General features: G+C 48.8%; 22 protein-coding genes. 10 read left to right on the forward strand and 12 right to left on the reverse strand.

Annotated elements, in window-relative coordinates; genetic code table 11:
* Window positions 1–177: 177 nt before the first annotated feature.
* The 4 genes from ABWH99_RS05370 to ABWH99_RS05385 all read left to right on the forward strand — a co-directional run bounded on the left by ABWH99_RS05370 (window position 178) and on the right by ABWH99_RS05385 (window position 3508).
* A complete protein-coding gene (locus ABWH99_RS05370) occupies window positions 178–738 on the forward strand; it encodes an ankyrin repeat domain-containing protein (RefSeq protein WP_375585268.1) in 561 nt (186 codons plus the stop codon).
* 16 nt (window positions 739–754) lie between these two features.
* Complete coding sequence (locus ABWH99_RS05375) at window positions 755–1864, forward strand: acyltransferase family protein (protein WP_375585269.1); 1110 nt, start codon at window positions 755–757, stop codon at window positions 1862–1864.
* A gap of 126 nt (window positions 1865–1990) precedes the next feature.
* Window positions 1991–3022, forward strand: coding sequence for a serine hydrolase domain-containing protein (locus tag ABWH99_RS05380; protein ID WP_375585270.1), 1032 nt, complete (start codon window positions 1991–1993; stop codon window positions 3020–3022).
* 105 nt (window positions 3023–3127) lie between these two features.
* A complete protein-coding gene (locus ABWH99_RS05385; protein WP_375585271.1) occupies window positions 3128–3508 on the forward strand; it encodes a hypothetical protein in 381 nt (126 codons plus the stop codon).
* A 255-nt stretch (window positions 3509–3763) separates the two neighbouring features.
* Here the strand turns inward: ABWH99_RS05385 and ABWH99_RS05390 are convergent, their stop codons facing one another.
* The gene (locus tag ABWH99_RS05390; RefSeq protein WP_375585272.1) at window positions 3764–3970 is read right to left on the reverse strand and encodes a helix-turn-helix domain-containing protein; all 207 of its coding nucleotides are present in this window, start codon (window positions 3968–3970) and stop codon (window positions 3764–3766) included.
* A 2-nt stretch (window positions 3971–3972) separates the two neighbouring features.
* Window positions 3973–4533, reverse strand: a complete 561-nt coding sequence (locus ABWH99_RS05395; RefSeq protein ID WP_375585273.1) for a DUF2975 domain-containing protein — start codon at window positions 4531–4533, stop codon at window positions 3973–3975.
* A gap of 218 nt (window positions 4534–4751) precedes the next feature.
* Between ABWH99_RS05395 and ABWH99_RS05400 the strand changes: the two genes are divergently transcribed.
* Both ABWH99_RS05400 and ABWH99_RS05405 read left to right on the forward strand, forming a co-directional pair.
* A complete protein-coding gene (locus ABWH99_RS05400) occupies window positions 4752–5519 on the forward strand; it encodes an energy transducer TonB (protein ID WP_375585274.1) in 768 nt (255 codons plus the stop codon).
* Window positions 5520–5976: 457 nt separating this feature from the next.
* A complete protein-coding gene (locus ABWH99_RS05405) occupies window positions 5977–6387 on the forward strand; it encodes a hypothetical protein (protein WP_375585275.1) in 411 nt (136 codons plus the stop codon).
* A 7-nt stretch (window positions 6388–6394) separates the two neighbouring features.
* Here ABWH99_RS05405 and ABWH99_RS05410 read toward each other — a convergent pair whose 3' ends face one another.
* Window positions 6395–7909, reverse strand: a complete 1515-nt coding sequence (locus tag ABWH99_RS05410) for an IS1634 family transposase (RefSeq protein ID WP_375583274.1) — start codon at window positions 7907–7909, stop codon at window positions 6395–6397.
* 221 nt (window positions 7910–8130) lie between these two features.
* Between ABWH99_RS05410 and ABWH99_RS05415 the strand changes: the two genes are divergently transcribed.
* Window positions 8131–8658: a hypothetical protein gene (locus ABWH99_RS05415; RefSeq protein WP_375585276.1), complete on the forward strand. Its 528-nt coding sequence runs from the start codon at window positions 8131–8133 to the stop codon at window positions 8656–8658.
* 131 nt (window positions 8659–8789) lie between these two features.
* On the opposite strand, the gene ABWH99_RS05420 is transcribed toward ABWH99_RS05415, so the two are convergent.
* Together ABWH99_RS05420 and ABWH99_RS05425 are read right to left on the reverse strand one after the other, a co-directional pair.
* Complete coding sequence (locus ABWH99_RS05420) at window positions 8790–11921, reverse strand: DUF5107 domain-containing protein (protein ID WP_375585277.1); 3132 nt, start codon at window positions 11919–11921, stop codon at window positions 8790–8792.
* A gap of 163 nt (window positions 11922–12084) precedes the next feature.
* The gene (locus ABWH99_RS05425) at window positions 12085–12564 is read right to left on the reverse strand and encodes a DUF4168 domain-containing protein (protein WP_375585278.1); all 480 of its coding nucleotides are present in this window, start codon (window positions 12562–12564) and stop codon (window positions 12085–12087) included.
* Between the two features lie 106 nt (window positions 12565–12670).
* Here ABWH99_RS05425 and ABWH99_RS05430 point away from each other — a divergent pair, with 106 nt between their 5' ends.
* Complete coding sequence (locus tag ABWH99_RS05430) at window positions 12671–13021, forward strand: Spx/MgsR family RNA polymerase-binding regulatory protein (RefSeq protein ID WP_375585279.1); 351 nt, start codon at window positions 12671–12673, stop codon at window positions 13019–13021.
* 7 nt (window positions 13022–13028) lie between these two features.
* On the opposite strand, the gene ABWH99_RS05435 is transcribed toward ABWH99_RS05430, so the two are convergent.
* The 3 genes from ABWH99_RS05435 to ABWH99_RS05445 all read right to left on the reverse strand — a co-directional run bounded on the left by ABWH99_RS05435 (window position 13029) and on the right by ABWH99_RS05445 (window position 16686).
* Window positions 13029–14066 (reverse strand): metallophosphoesterase family protein, encoded by a 1038-nt coding sequence (locus ABWH99_RS05435; protein WP_375585280.1) that lies wholly within the window; start codon window positions 14064–14066, stop codon window positions 13029–13031.
* A gap of 16 nt (window positions 14067–14082) precedes the next feature.
* The gene (locus tag ABWH99_RS05440; protein ID WP_375585281.1) at window positions 14083–15357 is read right to left on the reverse strand and encodes an amidohydrolase/deacetylase family metallohydrolase; all 1275 of its coding nucleotides are present in this window, start codon (window positions 15355–15357) and stop codon (window positions 14083–14085) included.
* 156 nt (window positions 15358–15513) lie between these two features.
* Window positions 15514–16686 carry a 2-isopropylmalate synthase gene (locus tag ABWH99_RS05445; RefSeq protein WP_375585282.1) on the reverse strand — a complete coding sequence of 391 codons (1173 nt, stop codon included), beginning with the start codon at window positions 16684–16686 and terminating at the stop codon, window positions 15514–15516.
* Window positions 16687–16827: 141 nt separating this feature from the next.
* Between ABWH99_RS05445 and ABWH99_RS05450 the strand changes: the two genes are divergently transcribed.
* A complete protein-coding gene (locus tag ABWH99_RS05450) occupies window positions 16828–18393 on the forward strand; it encodes a hypothetical protein (RefSeq protein ID WP_375585283.1) in 1566 nt (521 codons plus the stop codon).
* Window positions 18394–18467: 74 nt separating this feature from the next.
* Here ABWH99_RS05450 and rpmF read toward each other — a convergent pair whose 3' ends face one another.
* From rpmF to ABWH99_RS05470, 4 genes are all read right to left on the reverse strand, one after another.
* Window positions 18468–18659 carry a 50S ribosomal protein L32 gene (gene rpmF, locus ABWH99_RS05455; RefSeq protein ID WP_092173857.1) on the reverse strand — a complete coding sequence of 64 codons (192 nt, stop codon included), beginning with the start codon at window positions 18657–18659 and terminating at the stop codon, window positions 18468–18470.
* A 17-nt stretch (window positions 18660–18676) separates the two neighbouring features.
* Window positions 18677–19228 (reverse strand): DUF177 domain-containing protein, encoded by a 552-nt coding sequence (locus ABWH99_RS05460; RefSeq protein WP_375585284.1) that lies wholly within the window; start codon window positions 19226–19228, stop codon window positions 18677–18679.
* Window positions 19229–19294: 66 nt separating this feature from the next.
* A complete protein-coding gene (gene pdxA, locus ABWH99_RS05465; protein ID WP_375585285.1) occupies window positions 19295–20317 on the reverse strand; it encodes a 4-hydroxythreonine-4-phosphate dehydrogenase PdxA in 1023 nt (340 codons plus the stop codon).
* Window positions 20318–20495: 178 nt separating this feature from the next.
* Complete coding sequence (locus ABWH99_RS05470; protein ID WP_375585286.1) at window positions 20496–21698, reverse strand: LysM peptidoglycan-binding domain-containing protein; 1203 nt, start codon at window positions 21696–21698, stop codon at window positions 20496–20498.
* A gap of 147 nt (window positions 21699–21845) precedes the next feature.
* On the opposite strand from ABWH99_RS05470, the gene ABWH99_RS05475 reads away from it, so the two are divergent.
* Window positions 21846–23213: a nodulation protein NfeD gene (locus tag ABWH99_RS05475; protein WP_375585287.1), complete on the forward strand. Its 1368-nt coding sequence runs from the start codon at window positions 21846–21848 to the stop codon at window positions 23211–23213.
* The last annotated feature ends 183 nt before the right edge of the window (window positions 23214–23396 follow it).

Below are 23396 nucleotides of genomic sequence, written 5' to 3' on the forward strand. Positions count from 1 at the left end.
AAAACAGCCCTTTCCTTTCCGGAAAACGCGCTGATGCGTCATAATTTATATTCTTGCACCATAATTTTTATGCGCGCTGCAAATTTAATGCTTTTGGCAACATGCCGCTTACACCGGTTTTCGACACTTCGACGAGCTTTGTAGCAAGTAAAATTTCAACCAAAAAAATACAAATCAATGAAAACGAAAAGAATCAATGCCTTTGTCTGTATGGGCTTGGTACTCGCCTTGTCGTTCGGCTGTTCCCCATCTGCTGAAAGGAAAAATGAAAATGGGATAGAAATACCGGATATGGATATCCATGCCGCGGTACTGGAAGGAAATGTAGATGTAGTTCGGCAGCACATTGACGCAGGGTCTGATATCAATATAAAGGAGCCGCTTGGCGGAGCCACGCCCCTGATCTCCGCGATCACCTTTGGAAAAACCGAGATCGCCCGGCAATTGATTGACGCGGGTGCGGACCTATCCGCTAAAAATAACGATGGGTCCACGGCCTTGCATGTGGCTGCTTTTTTCTGCCGTGTGGAAACGGTTCAGCCATTGCTGGATGCGGAAGCAGATAAATCCCTTCGAAACGAATACGGAGCTACGCCAAGGGAGACCGTCATGGGGCCATTTGAAGCCGTCAAGCCGGTATATGAACTGATGCAAACGCAATTGGGCCCCTTGGGCTTGCAATTGGACCTAAGGGAACTGGAAAAGACCCGGCCCGTCGTTGCCATGATGCTACAATAACGATAGGATGAAGGAAATGGAAACCGAAAGAAGATACGATATTGATTGGCTGCGGGTAGTGGCCATCGCCTTGCTGCTGATTTACCACATAGCGATTGTGTTTCAGCCCTGGGCCAGCTTTATCGGGTTTATCGGAAGTAACGAACCGATGGAGGGGCTGTGGAAACCGATGTCCCTGTTGAACGTGTGGCGCATACCCTTCCTGTTTTACGTGTCCGGGATGGGTGTCTATTTTGCTATCCGGAGAAGAAATGGCTGGCAATTGGTAATAGACCGTTCGAAAAGAATTCTTCTACCTTTTGTGTTTGGTGTGTTTGCCATCGCGCCGCTGCACGCCGTTGTTTTCCAGTATCATTATACCTTGCCGCTGCAGTATTATCCGCATCCGGGTCACCTGTGGTTTCTAGGAAATATCTTTGTCTATGTATTGGTGTTGACCCCTCTTTTCTTTCTGCTGAAGAGAAAGTCGCTACGGGTGTTCAGGAAGGGACTGTCTGCTGTCACGGGCCATCCGATCGGCCTGTTGGGCATTTCGGTCTTTTTTGTCCTGGAGGCGCTCCTTCTTCGACCGGCCGTATTTGAGATGTATGCCTTGACCTGGCATGGGTTTTTCCTGGGATTTCTGGCCTTTTTCTTTGGCTTTCTATTCGTCTACAGTGGAAAAGCTTTCTGGCAAACGGTAGGCCAATGGAAATGGCTATACCTTGGAGTGGCCCTGACCTCTTACCTGATCCGGCTCATCTTTTTTGAAACCAAGCTGCCCGGATATGCTTTGGCTCTGGAGTCCAATTGCTGGATTTTTGGCATCTTTGGTCTGGGCTACTGCTACCTGAACCGACCCAGTAGATTGCTAAGGTACTTGAGTCAGGCGGCCTACCCGGTCTATATCCTCCACATGGTGGTCTTGTATGCGGTAGCTGCTCTGGTTTTGCCACTGGCCCTTCCAAGCTGGGTCAAATTTATCGCGATTTGCGGATTGACCTTTGCCGGATGTTTTCTTCTTTACGAGGGACTTATCCGCAGAATTGGGTTGCTCGGTCCCTTGTTTGGAATGAAGAAGCAACCCAGCCGGGCCATGATGCCTGGCAAACGGGCAGTAGAAACGGAAGGTACCATTCCCGGATAATGACGTTGCCTGCTATAAAAAATGGGAGGTAGCTGGGCCATGGGCCCAGGATGATAACGAGTACAAACCCAAACGAGCCCTCCTGAAAGCAGTCAGGTTGGGTTATTGAAACACAAAGCTGAAACGATGAATACGAAACAAATCACCCGAGTCCTGTTGTTTATCGGGACACCGATTTCCCTCTATTTTGTACCCTGGACGCTGTTATTTGCCTGGTTGGCACCACTTCCGGACTCGGTCGAAGAAGAAGTATCGCAGGCACTAAAACACGATTTTGATGGCATCATCGTGTTCGTAGATCAAGCCGGAAAGGAGCCGGAGTTTTTTGCCGCCGGATGGCACAATCGGGAAGCGAAAATACCTGCCCGACCGGATGCTTTGTTTAAGATTGCCAGTATCGGCAAATTGTACGATGCGGTGCTGATCGCAAAGCTGGTTGCTGCGGAGCGTCTGTCCCTGGACAAAACACTCGCGGATTATTTCCCCGAATTGGCAGGAAGGATTGAAAATGCCGAACGGATTACCATTCGCATGCTGGTGCAACACCGAACGGGCATTCCCAACTTCACGGATACGCCCGATTTTTGGATCAACCCGCCCGGCAGCAGCGAGGAGGCACTGGCATTGATACTTGACCGACCGGCTGATTTTGAACCCGGAGAAGCCTATGCGTACTCCAATACCAATTACCTCTTACTTTCCCTGCTGATCGAAAAGGTGCAGGGGTATGGTAAATTCCAATACATGCAGGAGGAGGTTTTCCTTCCCCTCGGACTGAAAAATACGTATGCCTCTATCCATGAGGTGAAAATGGACGAGCTGATGAGCGGATACTATGTGGGTGTGAAGGAAGATATCAAGACTACGGACTATGGCTCCATGGTAGCCAGCGCCGGGGATGTAGGAATCTTTCTCCGGGCACTAAACGATGGCTCCCTGCTGACGGACAAGGAGCAGGAGATCTATTCTTCCATTTACGTTTACGCGCATACCGGCCTGATTCCGGGTTACCAGAGCTTCGCCAGGTATTACCAGGATATCGACACGGTGGTGGTCCAGTTTGTGAATACGACCAATTTTGACGGGTACACCTGGGGATTATCGGAAATCACCTTCAATCGGATCGGTAAAATCCTTCGCAGGCGCCAGGGACTCTGATGGCAAAAAATAAGCGGTTTGTTTCGATGAATGCGGATTTCTTTCCATTTTTCAACACCTGCAAACGGATTTTTAGTACATTGAGAGCCTGTTTACGAAAAAGCAATGATAGTAACGGTATCCCTTTTCGTTTTTTCTGCCCTGACAAGTATCGTGATTCTTTTTCAGCTTGGCCTGGCGGCTGGCATGCCCTGGGGTGCCGCCTCCATGGGTGGCAAGTACCCCGGCAAATACCCGCTAAACATGCGTGTGGTAGCGGGGATCAATGCCTTGGTTCTGGCCGGGATGATCGTCATTGCCTGGGCCAGAGCGGGTCGGCTATTTCCGGAGCTCGAGTCCATTGCCTCGGTAGGGATATGGGTGCTGGTGGTCTTTTTTGGTATTGCTACGCTGATGAATACCATTACGCCCAGTAAAATCGAACGCATATGGGCACCAGTTGCCTTTGGCCAAATGGTTACAAGTTTGATCGTTGCAATGACCTGATGTAATTAAAGCAGGCATGAAGTTTTGGCTGAATATTATTTTTTATAGATTCTTTCCCCCTTTGGTTGAGCCAGTTTGCTGCTGGCGTCCCTTGGTTGAAAAAAGACATTTCAAGCCCTATTAGTCAGAAGCGGTTTTTTGGATCTTTCACCTTTACCATTGCAGCCGCTGCCAGTTCGTTTGGCGATTACTTTTGTATCGGCGTGGGCTTTGAAGTTCCTATTATATGTAGAATGTAGCAGAAATCAAATTACCTCAATCCTCGATAAACTCCAGGATATCTCCCGGCTGACAGTCCAGGGCCCGGCAAATCGCTTCCAAGGTGGTAAACCGGACGGCTTTTGCCTTACCGGTCTTAAGGATGGAAAGGTTTGAGAGGGTGATATCCACCTTTTCCGAGAGTTCGTTTAGGGACATTTTTCGTTTTGCCATTATGACATCTAGGTTTACGACAATGGGCATGGCTATACAGTTAGGTCATTTTCGGTTTGGATTTCTACACCTCGTTTGAAGACCAACGCAATGGAATAGATAACGGCACCCATAATCAGGTATTCAAATGCACCACCCAAAAATCCACTGAGTGCAGGATTAGATGTTGTTTGGGAAGACAACCAATTAAAATACCCGGAGGCTATAATGATTAAAACACCTACCTCAACGGTAACTCTGCCAATTTTGGAAATAAGGACTGACACTTCCTTGCTGAAAGGGTGAAGGAGGTCAATCGCCAGAAAAACCCGGATTACCAAAAAGAAAATATAGGCCTTGGCTATCGAAATCCCTAGCAATAAGGATATAGCCCCCAGGTAATATCCCGTATGCCATTCCCTGGCCACCGACAAATCCAATCCCTGGTAAAGGTTTTGGGCCACCTCAGGTTTGAAGAGGCTGTATATGGAGGTAAACAATAAGGTTCCGCCTTTGATACATAGTCCGATAAAAATCGACCAAATGATGACGGTGAGTAACATCAATATGGGTTGGGTTTCCCACTTTTTCTTCCAGGCTTCTTTCCAGTTCATAGTCTTCGAATTTTCATGGTTTGACAAATAACAATAAATATTTATTGTTAAACAATAAAAACCTAATTAATTTTAATGGTTTTCCTGCTAATAGGGTCTGGTTTATCAAGCGGTGTAGGCTTAAGTACGATGCGTAAATGGCGCTGTATCAGGTAAAAGCTAAGTATTGAAATAAGTTTCTAGTTGATAAATTATCAAATTTGTGATAGTTTCGTACAATGAAGTGCAAATGGACAATTCTCGGTTTAGTCGTAGGACTTGGGTATTTGGTATTCCCCGGTCTTGTGGAAGCGCAGGAGAGGAAAATCATCCCCCTGGACGCACATTTTTTGCCCATAGAATCTGGCGATGAAGGCCAAACATACAGCAAAATAGTCACCGTTTCTTCAGAAGGGGAATTGGTGGAAAAAACCTATGACCTTAATTACGCTTTGGTTTCTGCGAAAAAATCAATGTTTGAAGCGGCTGAGCCTCTCGAACCGGTATGGGAAGAAGAGAAACAGTATGCCTCGGATGGCACCTTGATGTATACGCAGTTCAAGTATCGTAAAGACAATGCCAATTATACCAAAGTATTTGTAGGGGACAAACTGGTGCTCGACCTGGTTTGTGATAGCCCACTAAACTGCCAAGGTTCCTTTATAGCCCCCGATGGAGAAGTGGAAGCTGTGGATAGAGATGTTTTTAAGCCTGGTTTACCTAGCATGAAGGTCTGGCATGAATTCCTGGGCAAGAACCTGTCCTATCCCCAATCTGCCAGAAATAACCGGGCAGAAGGGGAAATCTGGGTTGGTTTGAAAATCGATGAGCGCGGCAAATTGGCGGAAAGCACCGTGGTAAACCGCGCTTCTTCAGATCCCGGACTGGTCAAAGAAGTGGAAAGGGTACTGGATCGATACACCGGGGGCTTCCTTCCTGCCCGCGATCTTCAAGGCAGTCCCACCACTGCATGGATGTATCTTCCGATTCGCTTTCGACTGGGGTAGGCTTCACTATTCTCAACCTCCGACATACTTCCTTGCTAAAAAAGACGCCGGATTGGAGAAATTTCTGGATCGTTAAGGTAACCGACGCGCATAGTATTTCTCATTATAGGAAGGAAGAGTACGGACATTTTTGGTCTATTCGACAGTTGCCTATTGGACTCCCACCCGGGCCAATTGCCCGCTTGGTCTTAGATCGAAATTCTGGCTATTTCCACACGACACACGGCATGGGATGCCGTGATGGCCCTGCTACATTTGGATGTCTTTCATCTGCAATAGCTAATTTTTAATTAAATTAGAGAGCCAAAAAGATTAATTTAATTGCATTGAAGTCAGGCTTCGGAAGGCCCGGTCCTCTCAAGCTGATCACATGTCTGGTGCTGGCGTTAGATGAGTAGAATTCATTGCTGAAATAAGAGCCGATCGACATGCACTCCTCGGGAAAACTGAAAAATAGATGGAAAACACGCTGAAAGCGGCCTACCTGAAATGGGACGGGATCCATACCGCTCACTTGAGACAACTGTACCTGGAAAACCGGGAAGATCCGTCCTTTATCCCTGCCACCCTCGCGCTTTTAGAAAATGAGCACGCAGTGGAGGTTTCCAGCAGTTGGGTGCTGAAACATCACATCGATCAGGGTAAAATGTTGTCATCCGATCAGGTCGACCAACTCATAAATAAATTGCCAGAACTTCGCTTTTGGGAAAGTCGGCTCCACCTGCTGCAAATGATTCCCCAAATTTCGTTGACCGATGCGCAGGCAGAGCGTTTGGAGCCCGCGGTTCGAAAGCATTTGTCGTCTGATCGCGCGTTTGTCAAAGCCTCCGCCTTTGCGGCCTATTTTCCTGTTTTGTGCAACGCATGACCCAAGATTAAATTTCCAAATTTAATAACCATTCCTGCTCGTTCGTAGGCTTTAGGATTTTGGTTTTAGTCTCTTTTGATTTTGGTAAGGTATAGCTCAGCTGCTTTATTTCCTTGATCTCGTTTATGGCTTTTTCGGGAGATAGTCTGATTTGGTTAATAATGATAAGCCTTTCGAGTTCTTTATATACCGTGTAAGCTGCAAAACAAATACAAATGTGGGCCTCTATCCGGTTTCTGAGCCTGTGATAAACCGGTCGGATTCTTAGGTCTGTCTTTGATATTCTAAAGGCTTTTTCTATTTGCCATAGCTGTGAATATTGGCCAATAATCTCCTCCCTGCTGAGCAGAGTGTTGGTTATATATCCTTTCAGCCCATCCCAGATTTTATCGGCATTATATTTCTGATAATCAATGTTCACGCTGGCTTCTCCTTCCAATCTAAGGTATTTGTTGTACCCTCGGTTGTTGATGTGTTGCTTGCTGATCTTTCCGGTTTTTACTTTCGATTCCAGTCTTTTCAGCCCCTTTTCCCGGTTTTTTTCATCCTTTTTAGCCCTTCCTGCTGAATAGCTGACAATCAACCTCCCGTTTTTTGATTTTATTTCTTGTGGCCTGCCTTCGGCTACCTGAAGGGCAATTACTTGCTGTTTTATGACTTCCGTCTCATTTTTCACTCTTCCTCCCAGTATGTATTGGTAACCATGTTCTTGCAAAGCATCAATATTGGCTTGGGATAACAGGGCCGCATCTGCAACTACTATGGGTGTGGCGATATCAAACTTCTTTTGAAAGTTCTGGAGTACAGGTATTAAAGTTTTTGTCTCCGATGTGTTCCCCTCAAAGATTTGATAGCCGATGGGATAGCCATTGTTACTGACCAAAAGTCCGATCATGATCTGGGGATGCTGATGCTTGCCGTCCTTGTTGAAACCCGGAATCCGGTAATCATCGGGCTCTGAGGCCTCAAAGTAAAGGGTAGTCATGTCATAAAAGACGACTCCGATACGACCATCCAAAAGCTTTTTGGTGTAGTTAAAAGTTGTTTTCTCGATAATAGGTTTCAGACTTTGATCCACCTGGTCAAGAAAACGATAAATAGAATAGACACTGACATCTACTTTTAGATGTTTCTTAAAGTACTCAACGGTCTTTAGCTTGCTTCCAGGATAAACCAACCGACACAAAACGAGATTTTTAAAATAATCGAGTGACCCGCCCTGCGGGAAGCCTATTTTTTGGTATATCCTGCCTAAAACAAGTTCTGCTCCAACCTTCTGCAAATGGTCGTTTGAGAGGCTTTCTACAAAACTTTCTACTACCAGATCATCATGTTCAACAAACAGCGCAGAAACACCTTTCAAACGTTCAATTTCATTGTTAGCAAGCAATAAAAGCAGTTCTTCTTCCCTCTTGGTGTGGGCAATGCCCACCGTTTTGATCAATTTGTTTTTCCGCTTAACCTTTCGGACAATCTGAATGCTTACCGAACCACTTCTATTCTTGTTCTTTCTAACAAACATAGGCTAAAAATAGCCCCGCATGACCCAAAATTCAAATCTAAAAATCGTAAATAACTGAAAATCAATAGATATAAAAAAGAGCGATCACGTCGCGCACAAAACAGGGGAAGGCCCGGTCCTCTCAAGCTGATCACATGTCTGGTGCTGGCGTTAGATGAGTAGAATTCATTGCTGAAATAAGAGCCGATCGACATGCACTCCTCGGGAAAACTGAAAAATAGATGGAAAACACGCTGAAAGCGGCCTACCTGAAATGGGACGGGATCCATACCGCTCACTTGAGACAACTGTACCTGGAAAACCGGGAAGATCCGTCCTTTATCCCTGCCACCCTCGCGCTTTTAGAAAATGAGCACGCAGTGGAGGTTTCCAGCAGTTGGGTGCTGAAACATCACATCGATCAGGGTAAAATGTTGTCATCCGATCAGGTCGACCAACTCATAAATAAATTGCCAGAACTTCGCTTTTGGGAAAGTCGGCTCCACCTGCTGCAAATGATTCCCCAAATTTCGTTGACCGATGCGCAGGCAGAGCGTTTGGAGCCCGCGGTTCGAAAGCATTTGTCGTCTGATCGCGCGTTTGTCAAAGCCTCCGCCTTTGCGGCCTATTTTGAGATTGTTAAACGTTTTCCCGAGCTAAAAAATGAATTTCGCTTGCTCTGCGAAGACTCATTGGAAAAAGTGAGCGCTTCGGTAAAGGTAAAAATCAGACGAATTCTCAAGCAGCTACAAGGGGCGGAAAACAGGTGAACCGTTCCTTATGTGTTTCCCAGGGGGCTACAGGTTGGCCTCTCGAAAGCCCGGTAAAAAATCGCATACGGGGCGATGGGCAGGGCCTTGCCGGTTTATTTTACCGATCCCTGGATTCGATTGCCGGCAGCTTACCGCAGGTCCCGCCTTACTTTTGCTACCTTTTCCAGGAGCGCTTCCCGGCGATCACCCGACCCGGACCGCATCGCTTCCTCGGTGCCCGGGTAAAGTCCGCCGATAAATCGGACCGTTTCTTCGTTCCCCTCTTCCTGGATTTCTTCCCAAAGAGCGGAAGCAGCTTCGTTTTCGCCCAGGGCTTCCAGGGCATACAAGGCCAGCAGTTGCTCGGAACGGTTGGGAGACATGTCGGCCGTAGCAGCTACCACTTGCTGCATGTGGGAGCGGAACATGTCCTCCCGGTTCTGGGCTTTGGCTACCAGTCCCAGCAAGTAATCCTGCACGGTTTCGTTCGTGGTGAACGGTTTTCCTACACCCAGATTTTCGGGCCATTCCAGGGATTTTTCCAGTTTGGTACGGGCGGACTTCCAACGCTTTGCCTGCAGGTCTTCCAGCGCTGCGTTCAGGTACACCGTCTCAAAGAGCGCCCGTCCTTCCCCCGCTCCCTCGTAGGGAAGCACGTGGATTTTGTCGAGCAGGGCCATTGCCTTTTTGTACTGGCCCAGGCTATTGAGTACCCGGATATAATCCATTTCCAGTACATAATTTCCCGAAAACCTATTCGTGGCTTCTTTTAGCAAGGAAAGCGCCTCTTCTTCCTCTCCGTTTTCTGCACGATACCGGGCCAGGTGCTGCCAATGCCTCCATTGGTCCGGATCCGTTTCCCAGGCTTTTTTCAGATCGGCAAGGGGATCTCGTTTATCCGCTTTCTCGAGCAATAGGGCCCGGTTCAGGTAAAAGGTGGCCTCCTCCGGAGTTTCTCCGATCCCGGTCAGCAAGTTTGCTGCCTGGGCGGCCTCATTAAATGCCATCAGATTTAAGGCCAGGTAGTAATCGAGCTTCCAGTGGCTTCGTTTCTCACGGGCCTGCTTCAGCATAGCGAGCGTTTCTTTCCGGTAAGGCAGCACAAAGGCAATGGATTTGGCCAGCAAGGCGTCTAGTGCCGATTCCTGCTGCTTCTCGTCCAGAAAGGCCTTCCAAAGATCTACCAGGGCATGGTCCGGACTTATTTCGAGCACCTTTAAGGCATCGGTCTTTTGATTGTATTTCAGGTAGGTAGCGGCCAGCTCCAGGTAGGTTTGGTAGGGGAATTCATTGGTAATCAAGGATTGGAATGCCTCCAATGCCTCAGCATCAGGCCTGCTGAGGTACTGTTCAAACCGGATAAAGTGATTCAGGGGATCAATGTCCCAAAGGGTTTCCAGGACATCTGCGGCGGGCTGTTTTTCTCCCGCCAGCCGGTGCTTGACGGCCAGTACCTGGTAGGCCATGATGTTGTGCACGTTAAAATCCAATGCTTTTTGGGCATAATCGGCTGCATGGTCCAGGTTGTTTTCAGCGAGATGGATCTCCGCCATGGCGGTGTAGGCCGCGGAGCGAAACTCCATGGACCGGGATGCCCATCCGTAGGCTTCCAGTGCATCAATGGGCCGGTTCATTGCCCGATAAATACCACCGGCCACAAAATTCGCCTGTGGGTCAAAAAAATCAGTGGAAAGGGGCTGAGCAATTTGCTCCAGCGCTTCCTCGTACCGCGCAAAACGGAAGAGAAGTTCGGCATAATCAATGTTTGCCTGGGGGTGTCCCGGTTCCATCCGGAGAATTTCCTCGTACTTGGCCTGGGCTTCCGGATAGGCTCTGCTGTAATAGTCCTGGCGGGCACTGTAATACAAGGCTTCGGTAGCGGAAAGGGGCGCGGCCCCGGCTTTATCAAAGGACCGACTCAGTTTCATGGGATCTTCGGTTGCCCAGGAATACACTTTTTCCGTGCCCAAAACCAATTCCAGCTTTTGAATCGGGCCGTCCAGGGCCACCTCTTTGGTAATTACGTCCATGGGTTGTCCTTTCAGGGGAAGGATTTGGGCGGGCTGGTCATTGATGTAGACCTGCAGGTTTTCCTGAATCGGCTGAAGGGGATTGATGGCAATGGAAAGCGTTTCGTTGGTTTCCTGTAGGTGGAATACCCCGCTTTGGGTCACGGCGCTGATGCCGCCGATCTGCTTTACAGGAAACCAATAATCCGTCCAGCGGTCAATGGTGTAGGGGGCAAAACCGGCCTTGGTCAGTGGGCTGGGTTGCCGGCTGGAAGGGGAAAACTGATTGAGCATCCGGCCCGCTTGAAATTCCATGTATTGCCCGCTCTCGTCGGTCAGCAGGTCTTCCCAAATACCGCCGGAGCGAGACAGTGCCCAAAGCCACAATTTTTTACCGGGCATGTCGTCGTAACTGGAAAAATGGCCGAAACCGTATCCCTGATCGTGAAAATAGCCTCCAAAATGGTTCTGAAAGGATCCCGCCATGTGGTGGGATTTACTGGATCCGAAGGCGTTATTGGCATACATACTTACCTGTCGACCTTCCTGCACGGGCCAGTCCATCAAGGCGCCGCTGTGCTGCAGGGCGATGTGTCCGGGGTAGAAGAATTCCTGATCGTCTCCCACATGGGCTGCTGCCGTCATCCAATTGTAATAGGGTTGACGCAGGGGCTCGGGGTTGTACCAGATCCCTTCGGTCTCGAAATAGGCTTTGTCTTTGGGTAAGTTGATCTTTACCCGCCACTGTGTCCGGGAAGGCAGGTCCATGGTTCCTACCACGCAGGTCAGGCTGCCGTCCTCGTTTTCGTAGGTAATGTAATCCACCGGCGAGGCCGTAGAGGGGGCATGGCCGATGATGCCAAAATTAAATTCGATACCACCCGAGGTCCAGGGACCGCGCATGGCAATGTTGCGAAACTTAACGACTTCGTTTTCATAAATGAAGTCTTTTCCGGTGGATTTTTCTACCGCTCCCCAGACCCGGCCGCCGATTTCTGGCATCACGGTTACCCGTAGGTAGTCGTTCTCAAGGGTCACCCGGTTCCAGTCTTTTTTTACCGGGTCTACGCTGTACCCTTCAAACCGGAAATAGGGATAGATATCCGGTTTGTACGCCAGCGAGGGTAGAGGGCTTGGATCCGAATAGGGGTAGGTGGTGTAGCTGACGGGCGCTTCGCTGATGCGGGCTTCCTGTCCCCAGGAAAGCGTAAGGCTGAAGCAAGCAGCGAAAGTAAACAACAAGTGTTTCGGGAAGGTAGGTGCGTTAAACATGTGGAAATATAAGAAAAACCCACCAAAAACACCTACCGGAAAAGCGAAGGAAAGTAGAAATAGGGGTATGAATGGTACTTGTCCTTAGAAATAGAGAGGCGTTGGAAAAAATCGGGTACGACCAAAAAAGGGAGTAAACGTACTCCCTTTTTAGTTGTTTTCGTTATTGTTTCCGATTCTCCTCGGCCATCATTTCGTCGATTTTTTTCTTGACTTTTGGGCTTTGGTTGTAGGCAATGGACATTTCCTGGAATTTCTGAATTTCCATGCCGTTGTCGGTGATGTGATTTTGAAGCTGCTGCTGACTTTCCTGTTGGATTTTCATAATCTCCTGTCCGGCTTGATTAAAAATCGTGATCTCATCGGGATCGTCGGTGGCGTCCATGATGTTGCCCTGACGTTGCGCTTTCATCAGTTCCTGAAATCGGGGTACCTCCATTCCTTTTTCCTCCAGGATCCCCACCATTTTGGCCTCTACTTCTGCCTGCATGGGTACCAGGCTTTGGTTGATGGCTACAAATTTCTGGTAGTCTTCATCGGAAAAATTGTCGTTTACTTGTTGCTGGGCCACCGTGTCGAAGGCAAGACAAATGCCCAAAAGCATGGAAAAAAGGGATACTTTGGATACTTTTGAATAATTCATGAATCAACTCTTTTATCGGTTAGAATTTGTTTCAGTAAACAAGCCTCAATAAATATTCCAAAAAAGGGAAATAACCGAACCAAATCATAGTAAATAGAAATCCATTATGCGTACAAAAATTTACGGTATCAAGAATTGCAACACGATGAAGAAGGCCTTTGCCTTGTTTGAAGAAGCAGGCAAGCCCTATGATTTTGTGGACTACAAAAAGCAGTCACCCGATGCCGAATTGCTGGGCAGTTTCATCGATGCGCTGGGATTGGAGCAGGTGGTTAACAAGCGGGGGACTACGTACCGGAAGCTGGACGAAGCTGTCAAATCTGCTGTGGAAAACAGGGATACGGCCATCCCCGTTTTGCGGGAAAAGAGCAGCATGATCAAGCGGCCGATTATTCGTTTCGAAGACGGGAGCTTACAGGCGGGTCTGGACGAAGAAAAAATAAAGGCCAAACTTTAGCAGGCGTTTATACGGTTCGGGAAAGAGTTATCTGATCGGCAGGATCCATCGGCAGGAAGTTTACTTCCAGGTATCCCCCGGCTGCATTCGGCTGTGTCAGAAACTGCGGAACGCCGTTTACCCAATCCACCGTTTGCCGGTGAATGTGCCCGGCAAATACGCCGAGCAGATTAGGCGCTTCAAAAACAGCCCGGTGAAAAGCTTTGGTGGTCTCGCTGTGACCGGCTTCTGGCCAGCGTTGGCGTCGTTCCAACTCGTAGTTGCGATCGTTGGCGGCATTAAACTGCGGATGACCGCATCCATAGCCCAGACTTCGCCCGGGCGCATACAGGGGAATGTGCATCATCAAAGCCATGGGCATCCCTTTGCGCACTTGCTCCTGAAAAAAAGCGAGTTGCTCGGGTAGAATTTCATAATAGCTGTTATCAATGTTGACCAGATTGATTCCCTTTACGGTTTCCGCGTACATCAGCGGATTTCTCCCCTGATAGAGGGGTAACAGGCGTTTTTCTATCCAGGTCTCCCGCAGTTCGTGCAAGCTTCCCTCCATGCCTTCGTAGTGCCAGTCGTGGTTCCCGCTGGAATAAAAATACGGAATACCAGCGGCTTCTAGCCTTTCCAGGGCCCATTCGATGGCTGCTTCGGAGGGAAAACTAAACAGGTCACCGGTAAGGGTAATCGCATCCACCTTTGCTTCTTTGGCCGCTAGCAGCGTGGCTTCAAAGGCTTCCTCCGGATGGGTGATTTTCCCAGTAAGGAAATGTCTGGTTTCGTTGTATGCGGCGGCCATTCGTTTGCTGAATTGGCGGTAGGGTTGTCCTCGCTCGTCGTCGCGCCAAAGATGCGTGTCCGTTACGTGCAAAATGGACAACGACTGACCAAGACCGGGCACGTAGTAGTCGACTTTGTAATCATTTATCCCTACCGTAAAGGGCTGCTCTTTGAAATTGGCAGCATACTCGGCAGCCTCGCTGTTTTGCCTCAGGCCCAGTGCAATTCCTGCGGAAAGGGCCCCGGCTTTTTGAAAGAAATGTCGTCGTTTCATGGACAGGTTGTTTTGCCTACTCGTCCCACATCGGAGCGGTCAGACCATTTAGGTCCCAAACTACTTTTCCACCCCGAATGGTGAGTTCGGTTTCAAATTTGTGTTTTCCCATCATTTTTCCCATTCCGGTCCGTTCCGTGAATCCGAAGTTCCCCTCTAGAATATTGAGTACGGCGATGTCGGCTCCTGCTCCGGGTGTCAGGTGTCCAAATTCGGGCCGTTTGATTACCTGGGCGGGAATCCAGGTGGATGCTGCAATCACCTCGTTCAGACTCATACCCATGTTTAAAAACTTCGACATGACGTTGTTCATGTTTTTCATGCCGCTCATGATGCTGTTCATGTGACTATCGGTACTGATTACGTCCGGTTGAATGCCTTGTTCCATCGCAGGAATGGCATGCTTGAAGGCAAAGCTTGAGCCGCCATGCCCCACGTCGAAGACGATTCCCCGCTCTTGTGCAGCTTTTACGAAGGGGCGAAGGTTGCCTCCCTTATCGATGATGGCTTCCCTGCCAAAGCCTCCACCGCCAAAAATATGGGTGTAGATATCTCCGGGTCGAAGCTTCTCCATAAACAGCGTCTCCAGCGACAGGGGAGGGTTGGCACCGCCAAAATCTACCATTACGGGGATATTGGCCCGTTCGCCGGCTTCCACCAAACGGTCAATTTGCTCCCATTGGTGCCCGGAATAATGCGCGACCTTGACGCCCACAATGTGTTCCGGAAATTGACGGGCAACCAAAGCGGTCATCTTGGGGTCCATGTCGTTTAGGTTTTGTTCGTAGGGGGAGCCTTTCATCCCATACCCCACGATATTCAGCATGGCCAACACCCGGGTTTGGACCCGATCGATTACTTGTTCCTTGAATTGCACAAAGTTTCGCCAGCCGGCTCCACCGGTGTCCACGACCGTCGTCACGCCATAGGGAAAGGTAAATCCATCCGGATGAATGGAGCTGTAGCCGTTGCTGTACTGCCCGTAGGGATCCAGTCCGTAAAAATTATGTGTATGGATATCCACCAGGCCGGGGCAGACATACAGACCGCTGACATCAATGACCTGACCCGCCAGGTCTGGCGCAATGGTTTTCTGCACCAGCGCGATTTCGTTGCCCTTGACGGCTACGTCCATGACAGCATCGATCCCGTTTTTCGGATCAATGACATGCCCGTTTTTTAACAATAGGTCGTACTGTTGCGCGGTAGCAGCTTGGATACCGGAGAGCAGGAGAAGGACTGTGCATGCCTGCTTCAGCCAGGAGCTTATAGTTGTAAGCCAGGTATTCATGGATGGGTGAGGTTATGTTTGATCGGATAATTTACGGGTTTACCGCCGCGGAAGCAACAACTTTTTTTTGAATCAACCGGCAGAAGGGCTCTGCCACGGAAGGGTTCGGGTCTACCGGCCAGCGATGCATGAAAAACGGGGCGTATGCCCCGTTTCTTATACTTCCTGTTTTTGTTGTATGCCTGCTTCGGCGATGATGAAATGAATGTCTTCGTCCAGAATTTCTTTTTTCAGATCGGCATGATCCAAAAATATCTTGTAGACCTTGTCGAGTTCCAGTTTGGTAAGCTGATAGCCGATTTTGTGAGCGCGGTAGGCGAGGGCGGCTCTACCCGAGCGCGCGGTTAGGACTATCATCGACTCGTCCACACCCACTTCGATGGGGTCGATAATTTCGTAGGTTTCCCGGTTTTTGATTACTCCATCTTGGTGGATGCCCGAAGAATGCGCGAAGGCATTGGTTCCCACGATGGCTTTGTTCGGCTGCACCAGCATGCCCATGCGTTCGGCAACCAGCCGGCTGATGGGGTTCAGAAGCTTGGCATTGATGCGGTTGTGTACATTTAGCCGGGGGTGTTGTTTCATGATCATGACGACTTCTTCCAGCGCGGTATTCCCTGCCCGCTCACCAATACCGTTGATGGTGCACTCGATTTGTCTGGCGCCATTCATAACGGCAGCGATGGAATTAGCCGTGGCCAGTCCCAGGTCGTTGTGGCAGTGTGCAGAGATCACCACGTTTTCTATGCCCCTCACGTGATCTTTCAGGTATTTTATCTTTGCACCGTATTCGTCCGGCAGGCAGTAACCGGTGGTATCCGGAATATTTAACACCGTAGCGCCAGCCTTTATCGCCGCTTCGCAGACCCGTGCCAGGTATTCGTTGTCCGTACGGCCTGCATCTTCGGCGTAAAATTCTACGTCTTCCACATATTTTTTGGCATGGGCTACCGCTTCGGCTGCCCATTCCAGGATGCGCTCCCGGTTGCTTTTGAATTTGTATTTAATGTGTGAATCAGAGGTACCGATTCCCGTATGGATGCGCGGTTTCCGGGCGTATTTAAGGGCCTCCGCGGCAGTTTCGATATCTTTTTTGACGCCTCGGGAAAGGCCACACACGATGGGCTCGGTGACGTGTTTTGAAATTTCAACGACGGACTTGAAATCTCCGGGGCTGGAGATGGGAAACCCCGCTTCGATCACATCCACACCCAAAGCTTCCAGGTGACGGGCGATCTCGATCTTCTGCGGCGTATTCAATTTGCAGCCAGGAACCTGCTCCCCGTCCCTGAGCGTGGTGTCAAAGATCATTACGTGATTCTCATCCATGGTGGTAGGTTTTTTTTAGAAGAAACTAATGTAAAACCTTCGCATGGGTCGATAAATTCAATTACCTTGGTATGTCCGATGCCTGATTTGCAATATTTTGGTATAAAAATCAGAAAATCAGTGTTTTATAATTTAATTTTCATGATATCCAATTTAAAAAAAGATTCTTTATTTGATTTGATAGCCAGTTTATCGCCTTCTGAAAAGCGAAACTTCACGCTTTTTGCGAGGCGGCTTTCTTCCAATCAAGGCGCTAAATTCTTGCAGCTTTTTGATGTCCTGGACAAAATGGAGATCTACGACGAAAAGCAGCTGCTCGAAAAGGTGCCGGTAAGTAAGAAGCAGCTTCCCAACATGAAGGCGCACCTGTACAAACAACTCCTAACCTCCCTGCGGTTGTTGTACGCCGATCGTAATATCGAATTGCAGCTCAACGAGCAGATTGACTTTGGTCGGATTCTGTTTAACAAGGGCCTGTACATGCAAAGCCTGAAGGTGTTGGACAAAGCGAAGCAAATGGCCAGTCAATACGGTCTGGATACGGTGATGTTGCGGGTGGTGGAAATGGAAAAAGTCATTGAATCCCAACACATCACCCGGAGTATCCGGAATCGTGCGGAGGTACTCAGTCGGGAGTCTGCCGCCTTGTCCGAAAGTGTGGACTTGAAAAACCGATTTTCCAGCCTTTCACTTCAGCTGTATGGTATTTACCTCAAGACCGGATACATCAAGGATCGGGAAGGGCGCCTCATGTTAGAAAGGTTTTACAAACAAAGCATGCCGGCTTTCGACCTGGCAGCGCTGGGCTTTTACGAGAAAATGTACCTGTACCAGGCACAGGTATGGTATTTTCATATCATTCAGGACTTTCCCTTGTGTTACCGGGCGGCACAGCATTGGGTAGACCTGTTTTATTCCCACCCCCACATGATCAATGTAGCCACCGGGAACTACCTCAAAGCCTACCATTACCTGTTGGATACCCTTTTTTACCTGGGGTACTACGACCGGTTCTCGACGGTACTGGAGGAATTTCAGGTGAGCCTCAAGCGCCGCGCATGCGAGATGGATGACAATAGTCGGATTCTGGCGTTTTTGTACCTGTATTCCAATTTGGTGAACATCCATTTTTTGAAGGGCGAATTCACCAAAGGGGTGGAAGAGGTGGTGCCGGCCTTGTTGAAGGACATGAAGCCCCTCCGGAGTAAGCTGGACGTGCATCACCTCATGGTCCTGCACTACAAGGTTGCCTGTTTGTATTTTGGGCATGGGGACAACGAAAAGACCATTTACTACCTGGATCAGGTGATCCAAAACAATCAGGATGGACTTCGGGAGGACTTGCAGTGCTTTGCGCACATCCTCAAATTGATTGCCAGCTACGAAGCCGGACGAGACGAAAAATTGGACGGGCAAATTCGGAATGTATACCGGTTTTTGATCAAAATGGACGATTTGCACCAGGTACAGAAAGAAATGGTCCGATTTGTTCGAAACCTAAGCCGGATTTATGACCACGAACTGAAAGCGGCGTTTATTGAACTGCGGGAAAAACTAATTGTATACGAGCATCACCCGTACGAAAAACGGGCTTTTTTGTACCTGGATATCATTTCCTGGCTGGAGAGCAAAATCGAAAACCGACCCGTACAGCAGATCATCCGACAAAAGTTTCTGGAGAAGTCCTTGCTTGAAAAAGAAAAATAAGTGGATGCGAGAGATAAAAAAACTGCCCGGAAAATTTTTTCCGGGCAGTTTCAAAAAAGGTATTTTCAGAGCGATTAGGCCACCACTTCTTTTTCAATAATGACCTGTCCTTTGTAATACAGTTTGCCATCCAGCCAAAAGGCACGGTGCGGCAAGTGAAATTCACCGGTGGTTGGGCATTGTGCCAAACCGGGAGCGTTTAATTTATAATGCGTTCGTCGCTTGTCTCTTCTGGTTTTGGAAATTTTCCTTTTAGGATGTGCCATATCTACCTGATTTTAGATTATTCGTTACTTTTTAGATTTTTTAACGCCTCCCAAAATGGATTTTGTTCGGCTTTATTGGTATCGTCTTCGTTTTCTTCGTCCCCTGCTTCGTATACAATCCATCCGTCTTCTTCTTCCGCTTCTTCTCCCTCGATCCGGTGATCCGGATGAATTTTCTTCGCCGGAATAGCCAGGAGAATAAACTCATACATCAACTGGGCGACGTTGATGGCAGGAGTGTCTTTGGTGATCAAAAAAACCTCCTCGTTGATCTCTTTCTCCTCCTCTCCGTATTTGTACAGGATTTTGTGTTGCACGTCAACTCCCTGGTCGAATTTCTCCAAACTCCTATCACAGGTCAGCCCCACAGTACCCTTTACGTCGAAATCTACTTCAATCAGGTTGATGCGCTTATCCAGCCTTACCTCCACCTGAATGGCAGCTGCATGAACCACCTCTTTGATTTTTTCAAAGTGAGCCAAAAATTCCTCACCTATTTCAAAGTGGAACAGATGCTCCCCTTCTTTCAACCGGATGATGTCAATGTCGAAGTTCCTTATGAATTTCATTTTCCGAATTAAGACCGCAAATTTAAGGAATAATTTTTGTTTTCTAAACTATGGGCGCTTTTTATTTTAATTCTCTGGACCCCAGTCATTTTTGCGTTTAATGATATCGTGGGCCAGGTAAATGGCTGCGCGCATGGAGCCTGCTTCTGCACAATTTTTTCCGGCAATGTTGTAGGCCGTACCGTGGTCCGGACTGGTGCGGATAATGGGGAGCCCTGCCGTATAGTTAACGCCGGAATCAAAGGACACAGTTTTAAATGGGACCAGGCCCTGATCGTGGTACATTGCCAGAACCCCATCAAATTTTTTCTGGTGCATCATGCCAAAAAAACCGTCCGCAGGGTAGGGGCCAAAGATTAGGTTTCCTTTGTCTTTGAATTCCTTGACCATCGGTTCGATGATTTCTCTCTCTTCTGAGCCCAATAGCCCGTCCTCGCCGGCATGGGGATTGACGCCTAACACGGCGATCTTTGGTTTCGCAATGCCAAAATCCTGTTTCAGGGATTTCAGCATAATTTTTAGTTTTTCTTTGATCGTCTCGGCATTGATGGAAGATACCACCTCTCGAAGGGGTAGGTGTCCCGTTACCAGGCCGATGCGCATGTCCTCAGACACCATAAACATCAGGCTTTTTCCCGCCTCAAAGGCCTCTGTCAGGTATTCCGTGTGTCCGATAAATGGCGTTTCCTCCGTATTGATGTTGTTTTTGTTCAGCGGAGCAGTGACCAATGCGTCCAGGTGGCCGGCCTTGAGGTCTACGATGGCCTGATCCAGGGCTGCAAGGGCCATTTTTCCTGCCTCTCTGGTTTCTACACCGGGATTTACCTCCGGGGAGTCCTGGACCACATTGATTACGTTGGTTTTTTTATGGTGAATTTCCTCAATGCTTCGCACCTGCATGAAGTTGAAGTCATTCATTTCCAGCGTTTTCCTGTAGTAAGTGATCGCTTTCCCATGACCGTATATCACCGGGGTAATCATCTTCTGCAAGCGGCTGTCTTGCAATGCTTTCATCGTTACCTCGGCGCCAATGCCATTGATATCGCCTATACTTATGCCTATAACGGGTTTATTCTTTCTTACGTTCATCGTGTATCAAACCTGTGTGTATACCATTTTCATCCATTCCCGCAATTTAACCATTTATCCGGAATCCCTGCATTTGTAAAATCCGGGAGCGGTAGGCCGATAAGATCGGGAAAGCGCTGCGGGAAGGGCGTTACCACGGACCAGGGAGCTCATGCGCCTGCGGTGTTCCAAAAATCCATCAATACGAGATGGCCACCCGAAACCGGGGGTTGACTGCCTTTAGCTGATCGAACGCAGCTTTGGACACCTTGATCAACAGCTTGTTGTTGTCACCGGTATCCGGAAGCACCCCAACTACCCGAGCAAAAACCGTCACGTCGTTTTCTTCGTTCCGAATGCGCATAATGGTACCGACAGGGGCGGTGCGGTGAAGCACCAGGTATTTTTTATGGTTACCCGTACCTGCAATTACTTCCGCCTGTCCGTTTTCTGAAATGTTTTTGAAAGCGGTGGAGGTATCGATCGTCGATGAGGAACTGGCACCTCCCTGCGCGGATGCAGGTTGTGGTGCGGATTTGGGGCTGCTGGGAACAGCCTCGGTAGTTGGTTCCGAAGGCCCGGGAAGTTGCGTTACGGGAATTTGGGCATTGGTATCGCGCCCTACCTTAAGGGTTTGGCCGATCCGTAAATTATTGGAGGAGAGACCGTTCCACTGGATCAGGTCTTGCACCTTGGCATCGTAATTCCTGGCGATGGCGAAGAGGGTTTCTCCCTGGACCACCTTGTGAGAAATCCAATTACCGGTAGTAGATACCGTAGGTGCACTGGCGGAGGATGTGCGGTTGGATGTGCCCGATTCAGCCGCTTCCGGGGTGGCCTTTTCGGCTTGCTTTTTTATTTTTTTGTCGGAAGGTTTCGCCACCGGCCCTACATTTTCGTTGGTGAGGCCCACGTTTTGATCCGCCAGTTCAACGGTCTCTTCGATTTTTTCTTCCGCAACGGGTTCCTCTTTTTCTTTCAGTCCCTGGATAAGCAGGCTTTGCCCCACACTGATATCGGTACCCTGTAGCTCGTTCCACTTCATGAGCTCATCCACGGTTGTCTCGTAAGTTTTGGAAATAGAGAAAAGCGTTTCCCCGGGCTTTACCTGATGCAATTTCGCGCCTGCCGGGAGGGCTTTCTTTTCCACAAACGGTACGCGGATCCGTTGTCCAATTTTCAAACCGGATTTCAGGTTGTCGTTGCTCTGGACAATTTCCCCCACTGGCGTGCCGTAGCGTCGGGAAATTCCAAACAACGTTTCCTGAGGGGCCACCTCGTGGACGATGTAAGATTTGTCACCAATTCGCTCGATACCCACCGAATCCATCGCCACCGACACGCTTCCCTTGACGGGGACTGCGAAACCGATGATCCCCAAAATCAAAATCCAGCACTTCATGTTTAAAAACAGTTTTCTGATAAGAAATCTCCAATGTTCATGCAAATTTCATATTTATTTTATCAATTGCAACACCATTTTCGTTCAATGGGAACAATGACGGTTTTTATTGGTATATTCAAGAGGTGGAATTAAATCTAGTAATAAATGAAATTGGCAATAAGTTTATTGTTTTATGCAAGTACATTCTTAGTACCCCTGCTACCGGTATGGGGGCAAGGCGATGAAGCGGCCGATTCGGTGAAGATGGTCTACGTGTTTGACATGAAAAGCGATATTGACCCGCGGATGAACCGGAAGGTTCGCCTGGCGCTGGAAGACGCGGCCGAGAAAAATGCCGCGATGATCATCGTGCACATGGACACCTACGGGGGAGCGGTAAACGATGCAGACGACATACGTACGCTTTTTTTGGAGTCAGAGGTACCGATTCACTCCTTTATAGACAAGGATGCAGCGTCTGCCGGAGCTTTGATTTCCATTGCCTGTGATAGCATTTACATGGCCAGAGGGGGAAGCATCGGAGCGGCCACCGTAGTGATGGGGGGCGGGGGTGAGGCCGCCCCGGACAAATACCAGTCCTACATGCGTTCCATGATGCGCAGTACGGCAGAAGCGCGGGGTAGGAATCCACAGATTGCAGAAGCCATGGTAGACGAAGACCTGGAGGTGGAGGGCATTTCCGAAGCGGGCGAGGTGATCACCTTTTCCGTATCCGAGGCAATTGCCAATGGTTTTTGCGAAGCCGAAGTGGCTTCCATAGAGGAGATTATCGAACGAAATGGGCTGGATAACTACGAAATTTATCGGTACGCTCCCTCACTGGCCGAGGACATCATCGCCTTTTTTCTGAATCCCGCTGTCAGTGGATTTTTGATTTTGGTAATATTTGCCGGGATTTATTTCGAGATCCAGACTCCGGGAATCGGGTTTCCACTGGCTGCCAGCGCCATTGCGGTGGTACTGTATTTCATTCCCTATTACCTTACGGGGCTGGCGAGCAATCTGGAATTGGTGGTTTTTATCCTGGGTATCATCCTGCTTGCGGTGGAAATTTTTGTGGTTCCCGGTTTCGGTGTGTTTGGTATTCTGGGCATCGTCTGTATTCTAGCAGGCCTCACCACGGGCATGCTACCCAACGAACAATTTGATTTTACCTTCGTGAGCTCCGGAAAACTTTTTACGGCCCTGCTGACGGTCATTTTGTCAGCAATAGTTGCGACCGTATTGATTTTCACCCTAACCCCCAAGGTCAATCAATGGGAGAGTTTCAGTAGAATCTCCCTGGCCAGCACGCAGCAAAAATCAGAGGGGTATACGTCTTCCTTTTACAGCAGCGACTTGCTTGGAAAACAGGGGGTTTCCCATACCCGGCTGATGCCCAGTGGCAAAGTACTAATTGATGAGGAAATGTACGACGCGTATTCCCGGGGTGAGTTTATCGACAAAGGAGAGAAAATCGAGGTAATCAGCACCGAAGGGACTTCGATCCGGGTAAAAAAAGTCCAGACCTAAGGGGGGTGTCCGCAGGATAATCGAATCGAATCGGGTCCGGGTCCTGATTTTTGTTTATTTTCGAGACCCAAAGTACGCGTTCGAATGAAGAAAATCGTCCAAAGGCTGTATTCCCTTTATGGGTCCCTGGTGTTTATTCTCACGTTTCTGGTGTTGCTGCCGGTTTTTGTCTACACCATTGAG

This window comes from Cyclobacterium xiamenense (genome assembly GCF_042140265.1).
Classification (GTDB): Bacteria; Bacteroidota; Bacteroidia; order Cytophagales; family Cyclobacteriaceae; genus Cyclobacterium; species Cyclobacterium xiamenense_A.